At 65.4% G+C, this 23,646-nt stretch carries 20 protein-coding genes; 13 read left to right on the forward strand and 7 right to left on the reverse strand.

The window, feature by feature from the left end; genetic code table 11:
* Window positions 1-51: 51 nt before the first annotated feature.
* Complete coding sequence (locus tag BX591_RS30320; protein WP_111935006.1) at window positions 52-1,353, reverse strand: UDP-N-acetylglucosamine 1-carboxyvinyltransferase; 1,302 nt, start codon at window positions 1,351-1,353, stop codon at window positions 52-54.
* Window positions 1,354-1,518: 165 nt separating this feature from the next.
* Window positions 1,519-2,472 (reverse strand): LysR substrate-binding domain-containing protein, encoded by a 954-nt coding sequence (locus BX591_RS30325; protein WP_111935007.1) that lies wholly within the window; start codon window positions 2,470-2,472, stop codon window positions 1,519-1,521.
* Window positions 2,473-2,586: 114 nt separating this feature from the next.
* On the opposite strand from BX591_RS30325, the gene BX591_RS30330 reads away from it, so the two are divergent.
* The 3 genes from BX591_RS30330 (at window position 2,587) to BX591_RS30340 (ending at window position 8,442) form a co-directional block, all read left to right on the forward strand.
* A complete protein-coding gene (locus BX591_RS30330) occupies window positions 2,587-6,123 on the forward strand; it encodes an ABC transporter ATP-binding protein/permease (RefSeq protein WP_111935008.1) in 3,537 nt (1,178 codons plus the stop codon).
* Between the two features lie 235 nt (window positions 6,124-6,358).
* Window positions 6,359-7,765 (forward strand): selenium-binding protein SBP56-related protein, encoded by a 1,407-nt coding sequence (locus tag BX591_RS30335; protein WP_111935009.1) that lies wholly within the window; start codon window positions 6,359-6,361, stop codon window positions 7,763-7,765.
* The gene (locus BX591_RS30340; protein ID WP_111935010.1) at window positions 7,762-8,442 is read left to right on the forward strand and encodes a hypothetical protein; all 681 of its coding nucleotides are present in this window, start codon (window positions 7,762-7,764) and stop codon (window positions 8,440-8,442) included. The genes BX591_RS30335 and BX591_RS30340 overlap by 4 nt, the downstream gene beginning before the upstream one ends.
* Here the strand turns inward: BX591_RS30340 and BX591_RS30345 are convergent.
* From BX591_RS30345 to BX591_RS30365, 5 genes are read right to left on the reverse strand one after another with little or no spacing between them, the layout of a single operon-like run.
* Window positions 8,432-8,746 (reverse strand): DUF971 domain-containing protein, encoded by a 315-nt coding sequence (locus BX591_RS30345; protein ID WP_111935011.1) that lies wholly within the window; start codon window positions 8,744-8,746, stop codon window positions 8,432-8,434. The genes BX591_RS30340 and BX591_RS30345 overlap by 11 nt on opposite strands.
* Complete coding sequence (locus BX591_RS30350) at window positions 8,743-9,756, reverse strand: HEAT repeat domain-containing protein (protein ID WP_111935012.1); 1,014 nt, start codon at window positions 9,754-9,756, stop codon at window positions 8,743-8,745. The genes BX591_RS30345 and BX591_RS30350 overlap by 4 nt, the downstream gene beginning before the upstream one ends.
* An 11-nt stretch (window positions 9,757-9,767) precedes the next feature.
* A complete protein-coding gene (locus tag BX591_RS30355; protein ID WP_105510271.1) occupies window positions 9,768-10,013 on the reverse strand; it encodes a 4Fe-4S dicluster domain-containing protein in 246 nt (81 codons plus the stop codon).
* Between the two features lie 22 nt (window positions 10,014-10,035).
* A complete protein-coding gene (locus tag BX591_RS30360; protein ID WP_111935013.1) occupies window positions 10,036-11,784 on the reverse strand; it encodes a fumarate reductase/succinate dehydrogenase flavoprotein subunit in 1,749 nt (582 codons plus the stop codon).
* Complete coding sequence (locus tag BX591_RS30365) at window positions 11,781-12,590, reverse strand: GntR family transcriptional regulator (protein ID WP_111935014.1); 810 nt, start codon at window positions 12,588-12,590, stop codon at window positions 11,781-11,783. Before BX591_RS30365 ends, BX591_RS30360 begins: the two co-directional genes overlap by 4 nt.
* Window positions 12,591-12,862: 272 nt before the next feature.
* Here BX591_RS30365 and BX591_RS30370 point away from each other — a divergent pair, with 272 nt between their 5' ends.
* The 10 genes from BX591_RS30370 to BX591_RS30415 all read left to right on the forward strand — a co-directional run bounded on the left by BX591_RS30370 (window position 12,863) and on the right by BX591_RS30415 (window position 23,624).
* The gene (locus BX591_RS30370) at window positions 12,863-13,558 is read left to right on the forward strand and encodes an energy transducer TonB (protein ID WP_111935015.1); all 696 of its coding nucleotides are present in this window, start codon (window positions 12,863-12,865) and stop codon (window positions 13,556-13,558) included.
* 73 nt (window positions 13,559-13,631) lie between these two features.
* Complete coding sequence (locus tag BX591_RS30375; RefSeq protein ID WP_111935016.1) at window positions 13,632-14,594, forward strand: MotA/TolQ/ExbB proton channel family protein; 963 nt, start codon at window positions 13,632-13,634, stop codon at window positions 14,592-14,594.
* A gap of 41 nt (window positions 14,595-14,635) precedes the next feature.
* A complete protein-coding gene (locus BX591_RS30380; RefSeq protein ID WP_111935017.1) occupies window positions 14,636-15,058 on the forward strand; it encodes an ExbD/TolR family protein in 423 nt (140 codons plus the stop codon).
* A gap of 19 nt (window positions 15,059-15,077) precedes the next feature.
* Window positions 15,078-15,506 carry an ExbD/TolR family protein gene (locus tag BX591_RS30385; RefSeq protein ID WP_111935018.1) on the forward strand — a complete coding sequence of 143 codons (429 nt, stop codon included), beginning with the start codon at window positions 15,078-15,080 and terminating at the stop codon, window positions 15,504-15,506.
* A 55-nt stretch (window positions 15,507-15,561) separates the two neighbouring features.
* Window positions 15,562-16,554: a succinylglutamate desuccinylase/aspartoacylase family protein gene (locus BX591_RS30390; RefSeq protein WP_111935019.1), complete on the forward strand. Its 993-nt coding sequence runs from the start codon at window positions 15,562-15,564 to the stop codon at window positions 16,552-16,554.
* A 332-nt stretch (window positions 16,555-16,886) separates the two neighbouring features.
* Window positions 16,887-17,438 (forward strand): GNAT family N-acetyltransferase, encoded by a 552-nt coding sequence (locus tag BX591_RS30395; RefSeq protein WP_111935020.1) that lies wholly within the window; start codon window positions 16,887-16,889, stop codon window positions 17,436-17,438.
* Window positions 17,439-17,491: 53 nt separating this feature from the next.
* A complete protein-coding gene (locus BX591_RS30400) occupies window positions 17,492-18,427 on the forward strand; it encodes an ABC transporter substrate-binding protein (RefSeq protein ID WP_111935021.1) in 936 nt (311 codons plus the stop codon).
* A gap of 196 nt (window positions 18,428-18,623) precedes the next feature.
* Complete coding sequence (locus tag BX591_RS30405) at window positions 18,624-21,101, forward strand: TonB-dependent receptor plug domain-containing protein (protein WP_244147159.1); 2,478 nt, start codon at window positions 18,624-18,626, stop codon at window positions 21,099-21,101.
* A gap of 156 nt (window positions 21,102-21,257) precedes the next feature.
* Window positions 21,258-22,259, forward strand: a complete 1,002-nt coding sequence (locus BX591_RS30410; protein ID WP_111935023.1) for an LLM class flavin-dependent oxidoreductase — start codon at window positions 21,258-21,260, stop codon at window positions 22,257-22,259.
* A gap of 42 nt (window positions 22,260-22,301) precedes the next feature.
* Window positions 22,302-23,624 (forward strand): LLM class flavin-dependent oxidoreductase, encoded by a 1,323-nt coding sequence (locus BX591_RS30415; protein WP_111935024.1) that lies wholly within the window; start codon window positions 22,302-22,304, stop codon window positions 23,622-23,624.
* Window positions 23,625-23,646 lie beyond the last annotated feature (22 nt).

Here is a 23,646-nt window from a genome sequence, read left to right on the forward strand (position 1 = left end):
CGGCCCGGCGGGGTAGCCAGCGCGCATAAAACCCCGTGTTTTCAGCGGCTTTTATTCGCTGCTGGTCCACTCCACGTTCGCGCCCACCGAGCGCAAATTCTCGACGAAGCGTGGATGCGCGCGGCGGATCGGTAGCGCATTCATGATTTCGGAGCGTCCCTCGATGCTGGCCGCCACCATCAGCAACGCAATCGCCACGCGAATGATGTACGGGCTTTCGACCCGCGCCGGGCTCAGCGTCAGTCCGCCGAACGTGATCAGCCGGTGCGGATCGGACAGGAATACATGCGCGCCGAATTTCGAGAGTTCGCTGGTCCAGCCCATCGCGCCGTCGTAGACCTTGTTCCAGAACATCGCGCTGCCCTCGGCCTTGACGCCGAGCGCGACGAAGATCGGCAGCAGATCGACCGGCACATACGGCCACGGCGCGGCTTCGACCTTGGTGAGAATATTCTGCGTGAACGGCCGGCGCACTTTCAGCGCGCCGTTGCCGTGGGCGCGGGACCAGCCGTCGCGATGCACCACGTCGACGCCGAACTTGGCGAACGTGCGGTCGATCAGCGGGAACTGTTCGGGTGCCGTGTTCCTCACCACGATGTCGCCGCCGGTGATCGCGCCCAGCGCGAGAAACGTGGCGATTTCGTGGAAGTCTTCGCTGAAACGGAACTCGCCGCCGCCGAGCCGCTGGCCGCCCGTCACGCTGAGCCGCGAGGTGCCGATGCCGTCGATGCTCACGCCGAGCATCGCGAGAAAGCGGCAGAACTCCTGCACGTGCGGCTCGGACGCCGCGTTGGTGAGCGTGGAGGTGCCGTCGGCGGCGGCCGCGCACAGCGCGAAGTTTTCGGTGGTCGTGACCGACGCGTAGTCGAGCCAGTGATCGTTGGCGGCCATGCGCCGCTCATTGCGCACGATCAGCGATTCGTCGGTACGCGTGACGCGCGCGCCGAAACGCTCGAACACCTCGACGTGCGGGTCGATCTCGCGCACGCCGAGCGTGCAGCCTTTCACGTCGCTTTCGAGGCGCGCCACATTGAAACGCGCGAGCAGCGGCGGCACCAGCATGATCGACGAGCGCATCTCTTCGGGCAGCTTGTGCGTGACCGGATCGAAGGTGGTGGCGTGATGATGCAGATCGAGTATGCCGGTCGAAAAATCCACCGACACGTCGCTGCCCAGCGCGCGGAAGATGTCGAGGATTTTCTTGACGTCGGTGATCTCCGGCACGCCGATCAGGCGTACCGGCTGGTCGGTGAGGAGGGTGGCGCAGAGAATCGGCAGTACGGCGTTCTTGTTGGCGGACGGCGTGATTTCGCCGCGTAACGGCAGGCCGCCGTGGACGATCAGGTTGGACATGTTCGGCAAGCTTTGAAGAATGAAGACGCGAGGCCGTCATGATGCCATCGCCCGGGCGCGCCCGCTTCACTATCCGCCGGGTTGGTACACGGTGCGGTCAAGCGCGCGCTCAGGCGTCGCGTTTGGTGTCTTGCTTAGGGCGCCCTTAGTGCCGCGCTCAGGCGCTCACACGCCCGCCGCCACCGTCGGCGCATGCGCATGCGCCTGCGCCGCAGACGACGCGGCCTCCAGCCGCAGAAACTCGATCAACGGCTCCAGCAGCTTGTGCCGGCGCTCCGGGGCCGTGCGCAGCACGAAGCACCACGAGGCCGGTCGCGACAGGTCGGGAAAAAGTCGCACCAGACGGCCGCTGCGCAGGTCCGCTTCGATCAGCGGCAGGCGTCCGAGCGCGATCCCGGCGCCGCCGATCGCCGCACCGAGCACCTGACTGAAACCGCTATAACGGACGATCTTGGTTTCGAAATCGCTGGGCAAGCCGAACTGCCCCTGCCAGTTGCGCCACTCGAATTCGGGCGCATTCTCATGGGTTTCCTGCAGCAGACGGCAGCGGCACACCGCCTTCGACGCGAACGGATGCAGCTCCGGCGCGCAGACCGGGAACACCTCTTCGCGAAACAGCACGAGATCGTCGGCGCGCACCGTGTCTACGTGGATATGCACGACGCCGAGATCGACGCCATGGCGGGCGAAGTCCGGGTCGCCGTCCAGCGTGATGGCGCTCAGCGGCGTCTCGGGATAGCGCGCGGAAAACTCGGCGAGACGGCGCGCGAGCCACATCGACGAAAGCGAGCCGTTGGCCGCCACGGTCAGTTTTTTCGGCACCCCCATGACCTGCGAGCAGGCCTCTTCCAGCAGCGAGAGTGCATGACTCACGGCCGGCAGCAGACTGGCCCCCGCCTCGGTCAGGCCAATGCCGCCGAGTCCCGTGCTGCGTTCGAGCAGGCGGGCGTCGAGCAGGGCTTCGAGGCCGCGGATCTGATGGCTGACCGCGCTGGTCGACACACTCAATTCGGTCGCGGCGCGGGCGAAACCGCCGAGCCGCACAGTCGCCTCGAAAGCGCGCAGCGAGGCGAGCGGCGGGATATGAGACTTGGGGGACTTAGTGGACTTGAGGGTCATGCGGGGTATTGTAGGATACTCAACACCCGTTGAAAAACCATCTTTTGCCTCGCTTCGCGCGCCCCTGTAACGTCGCATCCATCCGATACGACAAGCAATCAAAAAGGGGCAAGCATGTATTTCGACGGCAGGTTATGGGCGATGCTGGCCGGGCTGCGACTACGCGTGGCAGCGGCAGTCGGGCTGGGTCTGATCGCCATGGTGTTCGGCGTGTTGCGCTTCGTGTTCCTTGGCCGGATGCTGGCGCTCGCGTTGCAGGGCGCGACGGTGCGCCAGGTCGCGCTGGCCGCGGCGGGCGTCGCGGTTTGCGTGCTGCTGCGCGCCGCGCTCGATCATCGTCGCGTGGTGGTCGCGCAGCACACGGCGGGGCGTGTGCAAACGGTGCTGCGGGCGCGGCTGTTCGACCGCATCGTCGAACTCGGACCGGCCTGGTTCGGCGCCGAACGGACCGGCGGCGTGATGCTGGCCGTGATCGACGGCGTCGAGCAGTTGCAGACCTTCTTCGGCGCCTACGTGCCGCAGTTGATCATCGCCGCCTGCGCACCGCTGCTGATCTTCGCAGTGCTGGCCTGGTGGGACGTGCCGACCGCCGCCGTGCTGCTGGTCGCCGCGCTGGCCACGCTCGGCTTGCCGATGCTGGTCCACAACGCCGACAAGCAGGCCGCCATCGCAAGGGCGCACGCGTTCAAGGCGTTCGGCGAGGAGTTTCTCGACGCGGTCCAGGGCCTGCCCACGCTGAAGGCGTTCGGTCAGAGCGGCGCGTTCGCGCAGAAGCTCGCCGAACGGGCAAGGGCGTTGTCCAGCAGCACCTTCTGGGTGCTCGCGCTCGGCTTGCTGACGCGCTTCTTCACCGACCTCGGCACGGGACTCGGCGCGGCCGCGGCGATCGCCGTCGGCGCATGGCGGGTGAGCCATGGCGAGATGAGTCTCGAAGCCTTGCTGATCGTGTTGATGGCGGGCACAGAGGTGTTCCGTCCGTTGCGCGATCTGCGTAACGTGCTGCATCAAGGCATGATCGGGCAATCGGCGGCGTCCGCCATTCACAGGCTGCTGGAGGCCCGCAGCGACGCGCTCGCCACTGGCGCCGCGCAAGTGCCTGATCTCAGTCCACGCATCGCGTTCGAGCAGGTCGGCTTCAGCTATCCGGGGCGTCGCGCGGTCGCGCATTCCGGTCTGAGCTTCGAGATCGCCGCCGGCGAAACCGTCGGCATCGTGGGGCCGAGCGGCGCGGGCAAGTCGACGATTCTGCGTCTGCTGCTGCGTCAGCACGATACGCAGGCCGGCACGATCCGGATCGGCGGACAGGACATCCGCACGCTCGACCCCGATCAGATCCGCGGCATGATCGCGATCGTCGCGCAGGACACCACGCTGTTCGACGGCACCATCGCAGACAATCTGCGGCTCGGGCGGCACGACGCCGCGGAGGCGGACGTGATCGCCGCCGCCAAAGCCGCCAATATCCACGATTTCATCCAGGCGCTGCCCGCTGGTTACGCCACCCGCATCGGCGAACGCGGCGCGACGCTGTCCGGCGGGCAACGCCAACGGATCGCGATTGCCCGCGCGCTGTTGCGCGACGCGCCGATCCTCGTGCTCGACGAAGCGCTGTCGGCCGTGGACGCCGAGAACGAAGCCGTGATCCAGCAGGCGCTCGACCGGCTGATGCGCGGCCGCACCACCTTGATTCTGGCGCACCGTCTGTCGAGCGTGATCGGCGCCGACCGGATTCTGGTGCTGGACCAGGGGCGCGTGGTCGAAAGCGGCAAGCACGCCGAGCTGATCGCGCGGCCGGGCGTCTATCAACGCTTGATGGGGCCGCAGGTCGCCGCGCCGGTCGAGCGCGCCACGCTGAGCGCGCCGGCCCGCGGCGCGTCGCGCGCGGCCGGGCCCGAGGAACGCGCGCTCGCCGCCGACGCCGCCGAGATCGGCTGGGTCGACACGCTGCGCAGTTTGCTGCGCTTCGTGCGGCCGTGGCGAACCCAACTCACGCTGACGGTGCTGTGCGGCATCGGCCGGGTGCTGGCGTTCATTGGCGTCGGTGTGCTGGGCGCGCTGGTGGTCGCGGGCATCGCGTCGGGCCGGCCGGTCACCACGCTGACCCTCGCGCTGCTGATCTGCGCGCCGGTCGCGGCAACGCTGCACTGGCTGGAATCGTGGATGGCGCACGCCATGGCGTACCGGCTGTTGTCCGAGATGCGGATCGCGCTGTTCGCCAAGCTCGAACGGCTCGCACCGGCGTATCTGTTGCGGCGCCGCTCCGGCGATCTGGTGGCGCTCGCCACGCAGGATGTCGAAACCGTCGAGTATTTCTACGCGCACACCGTGGCGCCGGCGTTCGTCGCGCTGCTGGTGCCCGCCGCCGTGCTGGCGCTGCTCGCCTGGACGGCGTGGCCGCTCGCGCTGGTGCTGCTGCCGTTTCTGGCCTCGGCCGGTTTAACGCCGATCCTCGCGCGCGGCAAGATCGACCGTTTGGGCGGCCGCGCGCGCGCCGCGTTGGGACGGGTCGGCGCGCATCTCACGGAGACCATCCAGGGGCTCGCCGAACTGATCGCGTTCCAGGCCACGGGACGTCGCCGCGCGGTCTTTCTCGACGATCTCGCCGCTTACCAGGCGCAGCGCTCGGCCTTGCAGGACGATCTGTCGCGTCAGGGCGCCGCGCTCGAAATCGCGACCGGCCTGGGCGGTCTCGCGGTGGCGCTGCTCGGCGCGGTGCTGGCCGCGCGCGGCTGGTTCCCGCATGAATGGTTGCCATTGCTGGTGCTGGTTTCCGTGGCGGCTTTCATGCCGGTGGCGGAGATCGGTCAGGTGGCGCGCCAGTTGGCCGATACGATTGCCTCGACCCGTCGCCTGCATGTCGTGGAGTCCGAGCCCGAACCGATCGTGGAGGGCGATCAACCGGTGCCGGCGAACCCGGCGGTGGCTTTCGACACGGTGAGCTTTGCCTATCCGGGACGCAGCGCGGCGACGCTCGACGAGGTGAGCTTCGCGGTCCGTCCCGGCAGCACGGTGGCGCTGGTCGGTGCGTCGGGCGCGGGCAAATCGACCGTGGCGAATCTGTTGCTGCGATTCTGGGACCCGCAGCAAGGGCGTATCACGCTGGGCGGTGTCGATCTGCGTGAGTTGCACACGGACGGCTTGCGCCGCCACATCGCGCTGGTCGCGCAAGACACCTATCTGTTCAACGACACGCTGGAGGCCAACATTCGTCTGGCCGGCCGCGACGTGTCCGACGCCGACGTGCGCCGAGCGTTGCAACGCGCCGCGCTGAGCGACTTCGTCGACAGTCTGCCCGAGGGCCTGGCCACGCGCGTGGGCGAGCGCGGCGTGCAGTTGTCCGGCGGCCAACGTCAGCGGGTGGCGATCGCGCGCGCGTTTCTCAAGGACGCGCCGATCCTCATCATGGACGAAGCGACCTCGCATCTCGACACGATCAGCGAACAGCAGATTCGCGCAGCGTTGGAGGAACTGATGTCGCAACGGACGTCGATCATCATCGCGCACCGTCTGTCGACGATTCAGAACGCCGATACGATTCTCGTGATGGACGCGGGACGTGTGGTCGAAGCCGGCAGTCACGACGAACTGCTGGCCGCACGTGGTGCCTATGCGCGGCTCGTCGCGAACCAGTCGTGGATGGTGAGCGCGTAGTACGGCGCGAGGCGAGTGCAGCGACCTCGGCGACCTATCCGATCTGCTAGTGTCCGATACGTGGCGTGGCACGTATCGTCACACTCTTTGCCGGAATCGGCGCAACTTCCGGTTGCTCTCGCTGCCGCCGTGCACTACAAATCTAAACCGGAGCGCATGCGCATCGCGCAGCGCGCACGGTCAGGACCATCCGGCATCCAACCTTCCGAATCAGACAGACAAGGAGACTCCCGTCATGGGTATGCGCCCCGATCCCACGTTCCACGCGTCGCCGAAACTCGCGATGGAGGCGCCGCCGGAAGATTACGCGTACACGCTGTTGCTGAGCCCCGATTTCTCGCAACCCGACGCGCTCGCGGTGATCGACGTGAAACCCGGCTCGCCCACCTACAGCCAGGTGGTGCATACGGTGACCATGCCGAACACCGGCGACGAGTTCCATCACTTCGGCTGGAATGCCTGCTCGTCGTCGTTGTCGCCGCTAACCGGACACGCGTTTCTCGAACGGCGCTATCTGATCATTCCAGGCTTGCGTTCTTCGCGCATCTACATTGTGGACACCAAGCCGCATCCCACGCAGGCGCGCATTCACAAGATCATCGAACCCGAGGAGATTTTCCGCAAAACGGGGTACTCGCGTCCGCATACGGTGCATTGCGGACCCGAGGGTATTTACATCAGCACGTTGGGCGGTGCAGGCAAGGACGGCACCGAAGGGCCGCCGGGCATTTTCATCATGGATTGCGAAACGTTCGACGTGCTCGGCCGCTGGGAAATCGACCGCGGCATGCAGGAGAAGCACTACGACTTCTGGTGGAATCTGCCGCGCGACTACATGGTGTCGAGCGAGTGGGCGCTGCCGCCGCAGTTCGAGAATGGCATCGTCCCCGAAGATCTGCTTGCCAATCAATATGGGCATCGGGTCCACTTCTGGGATCTGCGCGCGCGGCGCAACGTACAGACGCTCGACCTCGGCGCGAATCATCAGATGGCGCTCGAAGTGCGGCCCGCGCACGATCCCAGCCGCGAGTACGGCTTCCTCGGCGTGGTGGTCGACACCACCAACCTGGAGGGGTCGATCTGGACCTGGTGGCGCGAAGGCGGGCAGTTCCACATTGAAAAGACCGCGACCATTCCGGCCGAACCAGCCGCGGCGGAATTGCTGCCGCCGCTGCTGCAAGGTTTCGGCGCGGTGCCGCCGCTCGTCACCGACATCGATCTTTCCATCGACGACAAATACCTCTACGTCGCCTGCTGGGGCACCGGCGAATTGCGTCAGTACGACGTGACCGAGCCGCGCAAGCCGAAACTGACCGGCTCGGTGCATATCGGCGGCATCGTGCGGCGCACGCCGCATGCAAACGGTCAGACGTTCGGCGGCGGCCCGCAAATGATCGAGATCAGCCGCGACGGCAAACGCGTCTACTGGACCAACTCGCTGTATTCCACGTGGGACGACCAGTTCTATCCGGAAGGCGTGCCCGCCGCCAAGGTGATGGCCCATGTGGAGCCGGGCGGCGGCCTCACGCTAGACAAAGACTTCTGGGTCACGTTTCCCGACGGCTACCGGTCGCACCAGATCCGCCTGGAAGGCGGCGACTGTTCGACCGATTCGTTCTGTTATCCGTCGGTGGGCAGTTGATCGGCGCAGGTTGGTCGCAGACCGGCCTATGGCTGGCGGTCCTCGCGAGCGGCCTCTATCACGGGCTCAACCCGGCAATGGGATGGCCGCTCGCGGTGTCGAGCGGCTTGATGCAACGCCGCGCGCGGGCGCTCGGCGGCGCGCTGCTGTATCTCGCGGCGGGACACGTGCTGGCCATGCTCGCGGTGATGATGCCGTTTGCCATGCTGGCGGTCCTGCTCGCCTGGCAGCGCGAGATCCAGGCCGGCGCGAGCGTGCTCGTGATTGGTTTCGGCGTGTGGCTGCTGATCCAGCGCCGCCATCCGCGCCTGCTGGCGCGGATTCCGCCGTCGCGTCTCGCGCTCTGGTCGTTCGCCGTGGCCATTGCGCACGGCGCGGGACTGATGCTCGTGCCGGTGTACCTCGGACTGTGCCGTTCGTACGGCATGGATCACGCGCATCGCGCCGCGCAGACGCTGATCGACGCGAATCTGCAGATGGCCTTGCTGGTTTCAGCCGTGCATGCCGCCGCAATGATGGCGGCGGGCGGCTTGCTGGCGTGGCTGGTTTACCGCTACCTCGGGCTGAAATTCGTGTCGCGGAGCTGGTTCAATCTGGACACGGTCTGGGCGGTGAGCCTTGTGCTCGTCGGCACGCTTTCATTGGCGTTGATCGCGACCGACAGTTTCAGGCTGTGAGCCCCGCGACAGCGCTTTCAATGGCCGGCAAGGCATGGAGATACGGCCATGGAAAAATGCCGCGGTCGTGTGCGTCGCTGAAGACCAGTTGCACGCCGTAACCCATCGGCTGGATTTCGGTCACGACTACATCGTGCGCTTGCGTGGCTGTGCCGTTTGGGCCGGCCGCGTTACGCAAACGGCGGCATCCCGCGCACGGACACGCATCGCGCAACGTGCGGTGGGCGATCCGCTGCGCGGCCGCGCCGGGCCAATACAGGATCATGGCGTCGGCGGTCAGATCGACGCGGCTCGGTACATTCATCGGCTGGCGTCCTCGATCTGCTGAAGCGCGATTCGCACGGCTTTGCGCACGTCGGGGTCCGCGTCGTTCAATGCGTCGAGCAGTGCGGGCAGCGTCGCCGGTTCGCGCAATTCGCCGAGCGCAAGCGCGGCTTCCTTGCGCAGATTGCTGATCGGATTCGACAACAACGCCGCGATCGGCAACGCGGCGGCACGTTCGCCGATTTGCCCAAGCGCACGTACGGCGCGCAACCGGACTTGCCAGTAGTCGTCGGTGAGTGCGGCGATCAGCGCTTCATGTACGTCATGAGCGTCGTGCACGGCGTTCGCGCGCAGTTTGCCGAGCGTGGTCGCGGCTTCTTCCCGAACCTGCCAGACCGGATCGCTCAGTGCCTGCAGCAGCGCGGTCAGCGTGGGCGTGTGCGTGGCGGCTGCGAAGCCGAGCGCACCGACCGCCGCGCGCCGGATCTCCGCGTTGGCATCGGCGGTAACGATGGCGGCAAGCGGGGCCAACGCGCGGGCGTCCTTCAACCAGCCCAGCAGCACGACGGCTTCCGTACGTACGCTGTCGTCGCGATGTTCAAGCGCTCGCAAGGCGGGCGCCAGCGCCTCGGCGTAACGCAATTCGCGCAAGCCGCGCAACACGGCGGCCTGCACGAACGGTTCGGCGTGATCGGTCCAGCGGTGCAGCACCGCACCGCACACCTCGTCCTTCAAGGTGGACAGGCTCTGCGCGGCGGCCATGCGCACATCGGGATCGGCGTCGAGCAGGGCGTGGCAGAGCGCGTCGACAATCCACGCTTCTTCCCACGAACCGAGCACGCGCGCCGCTTCGCGCCTGAGCTCGGGCGACCCGTCATGGGCCAGCGCGTGCGCGATGAGCGGCAGCGTATCCGGTTCTTCGAGATCGGCCAGTTCGAGCAGCGCGATGCGCCGCACCACCGCATCGGTGTCGGCGAGACGCGGCAGCAGGGCGGCGACTTCCGGCGCCAGCGTGTCGGGATCGTGAGTCAGTAAAGTGGAATCGGTCATGAACGGGGCGCCTAGCGAAGCAGGTAAGGAATCTCGACTTTCACCGCGCCGGTCGGGCAATCCTGCTCGCACGGCATGCAGTACCAGCATTCGTCGAACTGCATGTAGGCCTTGCCTTTGCTGACGTCGATCGCGAGCAGATCGAGCGGGCAAACGTCGACGCAGACGGTGCAGCCCTTGTCCGCGATGCATCTGTTTTCATCGATCGTGACGGGCGCGCTGCTGCGCTGGAAAATCTCGTGGGGCGTATAGGACATCGCGGGCCTTCCTTTCTGTGATTCAGACAATCGCATCGGCAAGCGGACGGTGCTCCGCTTCGGGGATGCGCAGCTTGCGGTACGAGTCGAGTTCGGTCTCGGTCAGCGCCACGACATACGGTTCGACCGCGCGTTTCTCGCTGACCATGCGGCCCGCGTCGTCCTTGCGCAGATGGGTGTGGCAGAACCAGTCGGCGTCGTTGCGCTGCGGATAGTCGACCCGATGGTGATACAGCCCCCAGCGGCTCTCGGTACGGAACAGCGACGCCCGCGCGGCCATTTCCGCGCAATCGCGAATCGCACGGACTTCGGCGGCACGCATCAGCTCGTGCGGATTGTCGGCCTTGATCGCGGCGATGTCGTCGGCGATTTCAGCAAAGCGCTGCAGGCCGATTTCCATCTTGCGCGTGACCTTGGGCGGCTGCAGGTAATCGTTGACCATGCGGCGCAGCTTGTATTCCACCTGCGAAGGCGCCAGACCGTTGTCACGTTCGAGCGGCGCGTAAATGCGCGCGCGTTCGGCGTCGATCTGTTCCTGATCCAACGCGGCATGCTCGCGGCCCGTCACGTACGCCGCCGCGTTCTGCCCTGCGAACCAACCGTACGTGAAGGCGCCGAGCATGTAGTTGTGCGGCACCGCAGCCATGTCGCCGGCCGCGTACAGACCCGGCACGGTGGTCTCCGCACGCGCGTTCACATACACGCCCGAGGCGCTGTGGCCGCTGCAGAAGCCGATCTCCGAGATATGCATCTCGACCATCTGTTGCCGGTAATCGGTGCCGCGTCCCGCATGAAAACGCCCGCGACTCGGGCGCTCGTTGGTGTGCAGGATCTGCTCGATGGTCTGAATGGTTTCCTCGGCGAGGTGATCGAGTTTCAGGAACACGGGGCCATTGCCGCTTTGCAGTTCCTGGTAAAACTCCCACATCATCTGACCGCTCCAGTAATCGCATTCGATAAAACGTTCGCCCTTGCCGTTGGCCGTGAAGCCACCCAGCGGACCGGTCACGTACGCACAAGCCGGGCCGTTGTAGTCCTTGATCAGCGGGTTGATCTGGAAGCATTCGAGGTTCGCAAGCGCGGCGCCCGCGTGATAGGCCATGGCATAGCCATCGCCGGCATTGGTGGGGTTTTCGTAGGTGCCCATCAGATAGCCGGATGCGGGCAGGCCGAGACGGCCGGCCGCGCCGCACGACAGGATCACCGCCTTGGCGCGCACCACGTAGAAATCCGCGTTGCGGCAGTCGAAGCCGAGCACGCCGCACACGTTGCCCTGCGCGTCCTTGAGCAGACGCGTGGCGACGATCCGGTTGGTGATCGCCACCCGCGCGCGCTTCAATTGCCGGTACAGCACCTTCTTGATGTCATGGCCCTCGGGCATGGGCAACACATACGATCCCATGTGATGCACTTTCTTCACCGCATAGTCGCCGGTGCCGTCCTTCTCGAACTTCACGCCCCAGCGGTCCAGTTCCTCGATGGTCCTGAAGCTGTGTTTCGCGTACGCATAGACCGCTTCCTGATCGACGATACCGTCGTTGGCGATCGTGATCTCGCGGGTGTACTGCTCGGGCGTCGCGTGACCGGGAATCACCGCGTTGTTCAGGCCGTCCATGCCCATCGAAATCGCGCCGCTGCGCTTGACGTGGGCCTTTTCCAGCAACAGCACCCGGAGGCCGGGATTCGCTTCCTTCGCCTTGACGGCGGCCATCGGGCCCGCCGTGCCACCGCCGACGATCACGATGTCGTAGTCGAGTACATGAGTGTTCATGGTGCTTTCCTGATTGCGTTGGGCCCGAGCGCGCGTCCGACCGTATGAGCGGCGCCGGCCGTTTTGTCCCGGTCGACGCGCAGCCGGTACTGGAACGCGTCGCCGCGAAAATAGAGGTGTTCGTAGTCGATCGGCGCACCGTCGGTGTCGTGGGTCAGACGGTCGATGCGCAACACCGGGCCGCCTGCCTCGACGCGCAACGCGCTGGCGATTTCGTCGTCGGCGAGCATCGCGTCGATCGCGATGTCGGCGTGACCGAGCGGCACGCCGCAGTCGTTTTCGAGAATCAGGAAAATGTCGCGCGTGACCAGATCCGCATTCGCGAGACGCTTGCCGAGTGCTTCAGGCAGCCACGTCGATTCGAGCGAGACCGGCTCCCGGTCGAGCAAACGCACGCGATGAATTTCGACCACCGGCGCGCCTTCGTCGAGCTTCAGCCGCGCGGCCACCTGACGATTGGCCTCGACCACGCGAAAGCTGCGCAGCTGATTGACGATCTCGTGGCCCATCGACGACATCGCTTCGGCAAACCCTTGCAGCGAACTCACGTTCTGAAACGCCCGGGGTTTGGAGACGAAGGTGCCTTTGCCGTGCAGCTTGAACAGCAAGCCTTCCTTCTGCAGATCGCCGAGCGCCTGGCGCACGGTGATGCGGCTCACGCCGAACATCGCGCAGAGCTCGTGTTCGGAGGGCATCTGGCTGTGCGGCGCGTAACTGCCGTCGAGGATGCGTGCGCGTAGCGTCTCCTTGATCCGCGCGTAGAGCGGAAGAGGCGAGGGGGCGACATGGGCAACCGGGTTCGACATGATTCGACTTGTTATGACAAGATGAATCGCAGTCTAGTGAGCGGATCCGGCAAGCCCAACCAACTATTTCTGCTATCGATCTGCGTAATCGTGGAACACGGAGCGCGCCTGCGTGCGTGATCCGCGGGTCAGGCGGCGGCGGGAATTCAAATATCGAATTCTTCGTTCACTGAAATACAGGATCTCGGTAACGTAGGCCACTTTCCGATGCGTCGCGCCAGCTACACCCGTGCGATTGCAAGTAGTTCGGGCTATCGCCAACGGAGTGTTGCATGTCAGCCGAGCTGATTTCCCCATCGACGCCGCCGCTCGCGCGTCCACCTCAATACGGACGAGGTACGCACCATCCGCTGCGGCGCTACGCCGGCCTCGCGGTGGTTCTGGTGCTGCATCTGTTTTTCATCTGGGCGCTGGTGAACGGCCTCGCGAACAAGGTCGTGCAGATCGTCCAGAAGCCGATCGAAACCCGCATCATCATGCCGGTGAAGCCGCCGCCGCCGCTGCCGGTCCCGACGGTGAAACTGGCGCCGCCCAAAGTCACGCCGCCACCGCCGCCGTTCGTTCCGCCGCCCGAGGTGGTGGTCGCGCCGACTCCGCCCGCGCCGACCATCACGCATCAGGCCGTGCCCGAGCCGACGCCGGTCGCGCCACCGCCCGCACCGGTCGCGCCGCCTGCGCCGGCAGCGCTCAAACCGGTTAGCCACACGGTCGGCGTGGTGTGTCCCAACTCGGACGAGATTCGCCGTTCGATCGCGTATCCGCAGGAAGCGCAGGACAACAACATCACCGGCGACGTGACGATCTCGTTCGTGGTCGATCCGCAGGGACACGTGACCGACGAGAAGGTCGAGCAGTCCGCCGATCCGATTCTCGACCGGGCGGCCTTCGTCGCGGTGAAGAAATTCAACTGCATTTCGCAGGGGCAGTCGGTCCGCGTGCAGGTGCCGTTCTCGTTCAACCTGAACTGAGCGTCGCGCCCGGTCCGCCGTCGCAACCCTTTCAATCCAGCCGATTTCGGTGACCGCATCAAGTGGAGCATTCATGACCCAGCGTTCTTTTGCCGCCGTGGCGGCCAGCCTGCTGATCCCCGCCGCGGCTGCCGGGGTTTTCGTCGTCCCGCAAACCGTGTGGGCTCAGGCGAGCGTCGCCGTCTCGACGGGCAGCGCGTCGGGCCCGGCCGCGCAGGCGCTCGCCGCGCCTTCGCGGACAGCCACGGCCACGGCAACGGCCGCTGCTGCTGCCGATCAACCCGCGCCGCCGCCCGCCGTGGCAGCCGGCGCCGAGGTGACGAATCCCTACGGTCTCGGTGCGCTGTGGGCGAACGGCGATTTCGTCGCGCGCTTCGTGCTGATCCTGCTGGTGATCATGTCGATGGGCAGCTGGTACATCATGATCACCAAGTTCTTCGAACAGGCGCGTGCGAAGCGCCGCGCGAAGCACGCCGACGACCTGTTGTGGAGCGCGCCGTCGCTCGCGCAGGGGGTCGAGCAGCTCGATCCGGCCTCGCCGTTCCGCTTCATCGCGCAGGTCGGCATCGACGCCGGCGCGCATCACGACGAAGCCCTGCTCGAGGCGGTCGACCGCAACACCTGGATCGACGTGTCGATCGAACGCGCCATCACCAACGTGTCGAACCGCCTGCAGGACGGTCTCGCGTTTCTCGGCACGGTCGGCTCGACCGCGCCGTTCGTCGGGCTGTTCGGTACGGTGTGGGGCATCTATCACGCGCTGACGGCCATCGGCATCGCTGGGCAGGCGTCGATCGACAAGGTGGCGGGTCCGGTCGGCGAGGCGCTGATCATGACGGCCATCGGTCTCGCGGTCGCGGTGCCGGCCGTACTCGGCTACAACTTCCTGGTTCGGCGTAACAAGTCGGTGATGGAACGCGTGCGTGCGTTCGGCGCGCAGTTGCACACGGTGCTGCTGCCGGGCCGGAAGCGTCATGCGCGCGCGGCGGTCGCGCAGGTGAGCCCGAGCGCCGTCGCGCAACCCGTCCTCGGCTAACGCCGGGCTAACCCGGCCGAACCCACGCGGAGCGCACTGCCATGGGCATGAACGTTGGACAGGACGGCGACGACGAGATTATCGCCGCGATCAACACCACGCCGCTCGTCGACGTGATGTTGGTGCTGCTGATCATTTTTCTGATCACGATTCCGGTGGTCACGCACACGGTGCCGGTGCAGTTGCCGACGCAGACGGTGAACCCGTTGCAGACCAGACCGGACAGCGTCGAGATCGCGGTTAATAAAGACGGCGATCTGTTCTGGAACGAGAAGCAGGTCGACGCGCCGACGCTGCTCGCGCGCCTGAAGGCGGCGTCCGTGAAGCTGCCGCAACCGGAAGTCCACGTGCGCGGAGACCAGACCACGCGCTACGAATTCATCGGGCGGGTGGTCACGGCCTGCGAGCGGGCCGGGATTTCGAAGGTCTCTTTTATCACCCAGCCGCCCGCGCGCGGCGGGTAGTCTCGCCGGAGAGTCGACAGTGGGAATGAACCTGAAATCGGGCAGCAGCGGCGAGCCGGAGGTGATGGTCGACATCAACACCACGCCGCTGATCGACGTGATGCTGGTGCTGCTGATCATGCTGATCATCACGATTCCGATCCAGATGCATGCGGTGAAAATGAACCTGCCGGCCGGCAACCCGCCGCCGCCCGCCGCGCCGCCGCCGGTGGTGCAGGTCGACATCGATTTCGATGGGACGATCCGCTGGAACGGCGCGCCGCTCGCGGGCAACGCCGAGCTGGAAAAACACATGGCCGAGGTCGCGGCGCAGCCGGACCAGGCGGAGATTCATCTGTTGCCGAACCGGCTCGCGCCTTATCGCGACGTGGCCGCCGTGCTGGCCGCCGCGCAGCGCGAAGGCGCGACGAAGATCGGGCTGATCGGCAACGAACAGTACATGAACTGAGCGTGCGCGAGAGAGTTATGGCACGCTGCCGGGGACACCCGCCAAAGGACAGCCGATGAGCACGCTGCACAACGAAATCGATCTGGATGCCGACGGACGTCACGTCGGCTATCTGCGCCTGCCGCATTCGGTGCATCGTTCCGCGTACGGCTGGATCCCGATTCCGATCGCCTCCGTGCGCAACGGCGAAGGCCCGGTCGTGCTGCTGATGGGCGGCAACCACGGCGACGAATACGAAGGACAGGTGCTCGTTTCCAGCCTGATCCGCGAGATCGACCCGCAATGGGTGCGCGGTCAACTGATCTTCCTGCCGATGGCGAATTTCCCCGCGGCCGCCGCGGGCCTGAGAACCTCGCCACTCGACGGCGGCAACCTGAACCGCAGTTTTCCGGGCGATCCGGCAGGCGGGCCGACCGCGCTGATCGCCGACTACATCGAGAACACGCTGCTGGCGCGCGCGCAGTATCTGATCGACCTGCATTCGGGCGGCAGCTCGCTGCTTTACGACGGCGCCAACATGCTCGCCATCGAGCCGCGCGATCCCGAGGAAGAGGCGCGGCTCAAGTCCTTGCTCGCGGCCTTCGGGTTACCACGAGCGTTTCTGCATCGGCCGAACCCGGTGCATGCGGCGAGCGCGGCGCGTCGACAGGGCGCCGTGTCGATTCTCACCGAACTGGGCGGCGGCGGCACCGTCCAGGCGAAACTGTTGCGCGACGCACGGCAAGGGCTGCTGAATCTGCTCGGCTTTATCGGCTTGCTGAGCGGGCCGCTCGTGCCGGACGGGCCACCGGCGCAAACGCGCTTCTATTCGGTGGCCGGTTCGCGCCATTACGTGTACGCCTATGATCGCGGCGTCTACGAACCGCTCGTCGAACTCGGCGATCAGGTCGTGGCCGGTCAACCCGCCGCGCGCATTCATTTCCCCGATACGCCGCTGCGCGAACCCGTCACCGCATTTTTTGCGAGCGCTGGACAGGTGGTGTGCAAGCGCGTGCCTGCTGCCGTGGAGCGTGGCGACTGTCTGTTCCATCTCGCCGAACCGGTTTGACGACAACGCGGCGCGTTCCATTAATGAATGGAATCGCGCCGCTATAGCGCGAATAACGACGTCGATTAAATTAATGAAAGCGCATTGAAATAAATAAGCCGCCGATATTAAAAAAACGATGCTGTAGCGGCGGCTTCAAGGTGGGCGGGGATTGGCGGCCATGCCGCGCGAATTAAATATCCGTTATTCACGGAATAACCATTCGTTAAATGTTTGGTTCATTCTGCATTGCCGGCCTGTTATCTTGTTTTTAATTCGACGACATTCGAAGTCGGACCGGCTAAAGATTCCACGGACCATCGACCGGCGTCAGCGCCATCCCCGTATTCATCATGACCTACGAGATTATCGATACCACTCCGCTCGATCCCATCGCGCAGCCGTTACTGGCCGCGCTGGAAATCGAATACACCACGCGATATCGCGAGTTCCGCAAGGACAGCGCCGCGTCGGTGAGCGAAGAGATGCTGCGCTATCCGGCCGAACTGTTCGCGCCGCCGGAGGGCGCCTTCATCGTGATTCAACGCGATGGGCAGACGGTTGGCGGCGGCGCGTTCAAACGCTACGACGCGGCCACCGCGGAACTCAAGCGGATCTGGACGCACGAGAGCGAACGCCGCCAGGGGCTCGCCCGTCGCGTCGTCCAGGAGCTCGAAGCACGTGCGCTGCGCCAGGGCTACCGGCGGGTTTATCTGACCACCGGTTTCAGGCAGCCTGAAGCGGCCGGACTCTATGCGAGCACCGGTTACGAAGCGCTGTTCGATCGTTCGATCGCACCGGAGATTCATTTTCGCCTGCCGTTCGGTAAGGACTTGCTGGAGCCGGGCCGTATCGAATCGCTCAGCGATCTGCGCCGCGCCGAACCGCTCGGTCAACGGCAGTAACGCTGCCGCCGCGCATCGATCCATTCGTTCATTTCGACAAGGCAGAATCCGCGATGAAGCACAGCAAGGCAATCCGCTCGGCGTTCGCGCTGTGGGCGTTAGGCGTGGCGTTGGCCGCGTCGGCGGCCACCCCCGGCGCCCTCGATCTGAGCCCGGACCGGCACGACCGGATTCGCACAGCGCCCGACGCCGCGGCCATTCAGGCCGTGCCCGCCGCGTTTCCGTTCGTCGCCAAGGACGAACTGGTGATCGGCATGACCGTGGCGTGGCCGCCGCTCAGTACCTACGCGACCGATGAGAAGACCGTCGTGGGCGTCGATCCGGACCTCGCGCAACTGGTCGCCGACGGCCTCGGCCGCAAGCTGAAAATCGTGGTCCTCGCGTGGGAAGACTGGCCGCTCGCGGTGCAGTCGGGCAAGGTCGACGCAGTGCTGTCGAACGTGACGGTGACCGAAGCGCGCAAGGAGAAATTCGATTTTTCGAGCTATCGGCGCGACGTGCTGGGTTTCTACGTGCGCAAGGCCAGCCCGATCAAGGCGATCCGCGAACCGAAGGATATCGCCGGATTGCGCATCATCACCGACTCGGGCACGAACCAGGAAAAGATCCTGCTGGCATGGGACAAGGAAAACATCGCGCATGGGCTCAAGCCGGTGCAGATCCAGTATTACGGGGACCCCGCCGTGAGTTTCGTCGCCTTGCAGTCGGGGCGCGCCGATCTGATTCTCAGCGTGAATTCGGCGCTGGCGTACGAGGCGGCCCAGAAAGGGGACTTGCGCGCAGTCGGCGCGATCAGCGGCGGTTGGCCGATCACGGCGGATCTGGCGATCACCACGCGCAAGGGTGGCGGACTGGCCGCGCCGCTCACGCTGCTGCTCAACGATCTGATTCACAGCGGCAAATACACCCAGGTGCTCGACCGCTGGAACCTCGGTTCCGAAGCGGTGGATAAGGCCGTGACCAATCCGCCCGGTTTGCCCAAAAGCTAGACCGCAGTCTGAGCGGATGCGGCCCGTCGCAGCGGCGGTCGCTGCCTGACGACACTCCGCTTTTCATCGCTTTCACTACCACTTTACTGCCTTGCGCACGGCTGCGATCAGCCCGTGTGCCGGGGCCCTTCGTCCATACAAAACGGAACAGTCGATGCGCGGGACACAGATCAGAAATCGGGCGGCTCAGCCCGTCATGGGGGTTCGCAGGACCATGCTGTCGATGGCCGTGCTGGCGCTCGCATTCAACGGCGCGGCATGGGCGCAGGGCCCGGCGGCGCCAGCTGATGCGAACGACGCGGCCGCGGCCTCGGCTCAGCCGGATAGCGGACTGTCCGCCACGGCAGCCGGCAAGGCAACCACCACGACAAAGCAGACGGTCGCGGTCAACACCGTGCAGCAGGACACGGTCGTCGTGACCGGCACGCGCACCGACACGAAGGCAAGCCAGAGCCTGACCCCGGTGGACGTGATCAGCGGCGCGCAATTGCGCGCCACCGGCCAGAACAATCTGCGCGATGCGCTGGTGCAACTGTCGCCGTCCATTTCGCACGAAACCTATGCGGGCGACGCCGCGTTGCTCACCGACGCGCTGACACTCCACGGTCTGAGCCCGGATCACGTCCTCGTGCTGGTGAACGGCAAGCGCCGCCATACCACCGCGAACATCGCGCTCGACGGCGGCCTGAACCAGGGCTCGACCGGCGTCGATATCGACATGATTCCGGTCGGTCTGATCGATCACATCGAAGTGCTGCGCGACGGCGCGGCGGCACAGTACGGCTCGGATGCGATCGCCGGCGTCATCAACATCATCCTGAAGAAGAATTCGCGCGGCGGCGAGTTGCAGACCACCAACGGCCAGACCTATGCGGGCGACGGTTTCAGGAACGGCGAAACCGCAACGGTCGGGCTGGATCTCGGCGGTCAGGGCTTTCTGGATCTGAGCGCGGACTACAACCGTCAGAACCACACCGTGCGCACCGGGCCGGACGATTACTTCGGCTCGTTCAAGCCCGGCCACGGCTACTACAATCCGATCGAAGGCGACCCGGCCAGCACACGCGAAGCGGTCGGCTACAACGCCGGCTACTACCTCGGCGACGACGTCGAGCTGTACGGCTTCGGCACCTACGCGCACCGCAACGCACAGGCGTATCAGAACTACCGTCCGCCTTCGGTACTGCCGCAGGTCTATCCGAACGGCTTCGTGCCGGCGGAGACCGTCAACGAGAACGACTTCTCGGTGACCACCGGCATCAAAGGTCAGAATCTGTTCGGCTGGTCATGGGACCTGAGTTCCACCTACGGTGGCGACCACGATGTGATCGGCATGACGAACTCCGCGAACACGGGACTGTTCGCCAGTCAGGGCTATACGCCGACCCGTTTCCACCTGGCCACCGTCAGCAACACGCAGTTGACCAACAACCTCGATTTCTCGCGCGCCTTCCAGTTGCCCGTGCTGCCGGCGCCGGTGAACGTGTCGTGGGGTGTCGAGCAGCGCCGCGAAACGTACACGGTGGGGGCGGGCGATCCCGCTTCGTACCTCGACGGCGGCTCGCAGGCCTTGCCGGGTCTCGCGCCCGTCAGCGCGAGCGACAACTCGCGCAACGTGGTCGGCACGTATATCGATCTGTCGACGCATCTCACGCCGCAATGGACCGTCGATCTGGCGGGACGCTTCGAGCACTACAGCGACGTGGGCAATACCACCAACGGCAAGTTCTCGACGCGCTACGACTTCACCCCGGCCTTCGCCGTGCGCGGCAGTGTCAGCACCGGCTTCCGCGCGCCGTCGCTGGCCGAGCAGTACTACAGCAACATCAACGAATCGCCGGCCTCGGTGGAAGGTTTGCTGGCGGCCAACTCGGGCGCGGCCAGACTGATCGGCGCCGCGCCGCTGAAGTCGGAGAAGTCGACCAACTACAACCTCGGCTTCGTGCTGACGCCGGTCAAGGGCCTGCACCTGGCGCTCGACGCGTACCAGATCGATATCCGCAACCGCATCGTCGAAGGCGGCACGGCCTCGGGCGCGGCCGCGATCGCCGCGATGCAGGCTGCGGGTTTGTCGGTGCCGGGTTCGATTCCGGCCTCGGCCGTGTCGGCGAGCTACTTCACCAACGGCGCGAACACGCGCACGCGCGGACTCGATCTGACCGGCACCTATCACACCGGCTTCGGCGCGTTCGGGCAGGTGGACTGGGATCTCGGCGTGAACATCAACACGACGTCGGTCACGCATATCGCGGCGGGCGCGAACGGCGCGCCGGAACTCAACGCGCAACAGATCGCGTGGCTGAGCACCTCGACGCCGAAGAACAAGATCATCGTCGGCGGCACCTGGCATCTCGACAAGTGGGGCGTGAGCCTGCACGAAACGCGCTTTGGATCGACCTCTAGCGAGGAAACCTACATTGTCGGGCCGAATGCCTTTTCGACGACGCAGTTCCTGCACTTCGAGAATGCCGCCCGCTATATCACCGACGTCGAAGTCCGCTACGACGTGACGAAGAAATTCCAGATCGCGGTGGGGGCGAACAATCTGTTCGACGTTTATCCGAGCAAGCTGCCTTATGCCGCGCAACTCGAAGGCGCCCAATACGATTCGTTCGCGTCGACCACCGGCGTGAACGGCGGCTTCTATTACGCGCGCGCCCGCTACCTGTTCTGACGATTTGCTCATATGCAAAGCAAAATTTGCTCGAACGGAAGCGGGCGCGGATGACCATAATGGTTCAACGGTTTCGTTCGCCGCGTTCGGCGCTTTTTTCGGCTTACTTCCCCAACTCATCCCCATGTACCTGGCGGTACACCAGGAGGGCTCGCTGTGTCCTATTCACTTTCGATTCTCGACAAGAGTCCCATCGCCGAGGGTAAAACGGCTCACGACGCGTTGCGTTTCACGGTGCGTCTCGCGCAGCGTGCGGAGGCGTTGGGCTACCAGCGTTACTGGATCGCCGAGCATCACGGCGCGCCGGGCCTCGCGAGTTCCGCGCCGGAAATCGTCGTCTCGCATCTGCTCGCGCATACGTCGCGGATTCGGGTCGGCTCGGGCGGCGTGATGCTTCAGCATTACAGCCCGTTCAAGGTGGCCGAGTCGTTTCGCGTACTCGCTGCGCTGGCGCCGGGGCGCGTCGATCTCGGGGTCGGCAAGGCGCCCGGCGGACTGCCGCTGACCACGCGCGCGCTGCAGTGGTTTCACGACAAGGCGAAGAAACCCGACTTCGCGCACCAGCTCGCCGAACTCGACGCGTTCCTGAAGTGGGGCGTGGCCGAGGATCATCCGCTGGCCGGCGCGCTGGCGCTGCCGACGCCGCCCGAAGCGCCGCAACGCGTGCTGCTGGGCGGCAGTCCCGAGAGCGCCGCGCTCGCCGCGCAGCACGACTGGCAGTACTGCTACGCCGGCCATTTCAATGGCGACGAGGCCAACATCGAGCGTTCGTTCGACGCCTATCGCAACGTGACGGGCCGCACGCCGTTGCTCGCGGTCTATGCGTTCGCGGCGGAGTCGAAGGCCGAAGCACAACGTCAGGTCGGTGCGCTGCGGGTATTCAAGGTGCGCCTTGCCGGCGGCCAGACCGTGAATCTGCCGAGCCCGGAGGCGGCGGCGGAATTCGCCCGGCAGACCGGCGTGACCGACTTCCGGCTCGACGAGTTGCGGCCCCACGTGATTACCGGCACACCGGACGACGTACGCGCCGAACTCGACGCCTTGCACGAACGCTTCGGGATCGAGGAATTCGTGATCGACACGCCGGTCGCGGATTACGCGCTGCGGCTCGCCTCGGTCGAAGCACTTGCCGGCACGCGGCAGACCGCCAGCGTCTGAGCGCCGCCGACTTCTTCCCATTCCCTTTTGACGGACCCCATCATGACCCAGCGAAACCTCACTTTCGGCATCATGCTGCACGGCGCAGGCGGCCACATGAATTCGTGGAAGCATCCCGCCGGTCCCGCGGACGCCAGCGTCAACCTCGACTTCATCACCGGCATCGCGCAGAAGGCCGAAGCCAACGGCGTGGCGTTCGCGTTCGTGGCCGACGGCCTCTATATCAACGAGAAATCGATCCCGCATTTTTTGAACCGCTTCGAGCCGATCTCGGTCCTGTCGGCGCTCGCGACCGCGACCTCGAAGATCGGTCTGGCCGGTACCTTGTCGACCTCGTACAGCCATCCGTTTACGGTGGCGCGGCAGTTCGCGTCGCTCGATCTGATCAGCGGCGGGCGGGCCGGATGGAATGTCGTGACGTCGCCGCTCGAAGGGTCGGCGAAGAACTACGGCGGCGAGCATCCCGATCACGAACTGCGCTACGAGATCGCCGACGAATATCTGGAAGTGGTGCAAGGGCTGTGGGATAGCTGGGACGACGACGCCTTCGTGCGGGAACGCGACAGCGGCCGCTTCTTCGACCCGGAAAAACTGCACACGCTCGACCACAAGGGGCGTTTCTTCCAGGTCGCGGGGCCGTTGAACATTCAGCGCTCGCCGCAAGGCCAGCCGGTGATTTTCCAGGCCGGTTCGTCCGATTCGGGGATCGCGCTGGCCGGCAAATATGCGGACGCGGTGTTTACGCATTCGCCTTCGCTGGAGGAAACGAAGGTTTTCGCGCAACAGGTGCGGCACAGCGCGGTCGAGCATGGCCGCACGGCGGACGACGTGAAGATCTTTCCGGGCATCGGCCCGATCGTCGGCGCGACGGCGGAAGAAGCCGAGGCGAAGTATCGCGTGATCCGCGACCTGCTGACCGTGGACGATGCGCTCGCCTATCTGGGCCGTTTCTTCGAACACCACGACTTTACGCAATACGAGCTCGACGCACCGTTCCCCGAGTTGGGCGAACTCGGTGCGAACAGTTTCCGTTCGACGACCGAGCGCATCAAGAACGAAGCGAAGCGCAAAGGCTCGACGCTGCGCGAGGTCGCACTCGAAGTGGCGACGCCGAAGTCGCAATTTATCGGCACCGGCGAGCAGATCGCCGACGAACTGATCCGCTGGTTCGACGCCGGCGCGGCCGACGGTTTCATTCTCGGCTTCCCGGCGCAGGCCGAAGGGCTCGACGATTTCGTGCGTTACGTGATTCCGGCGCTGGAGGCACGCGGCCGCTACAGCCGCACCCTGGCCGGCGCGACGCTGCGCGATCACCTGGGTCTGCCGCGCCGCGAAAGCCGCTATGCGGCTGCGGAAACCGCATGAACCAGGACGCTTTGCAACGCAG

Source organism: Paraburkholderia bryophila, assembly GCF_003269035.1.
Taxonomy (GTDB): domain Bacteria; phylum Pseudomonadota; class Gammaproteobacteria; order Burkholderiales; family Burkholderiaceae; genus Paraburkholderia; species Paraburkholderia bryophila.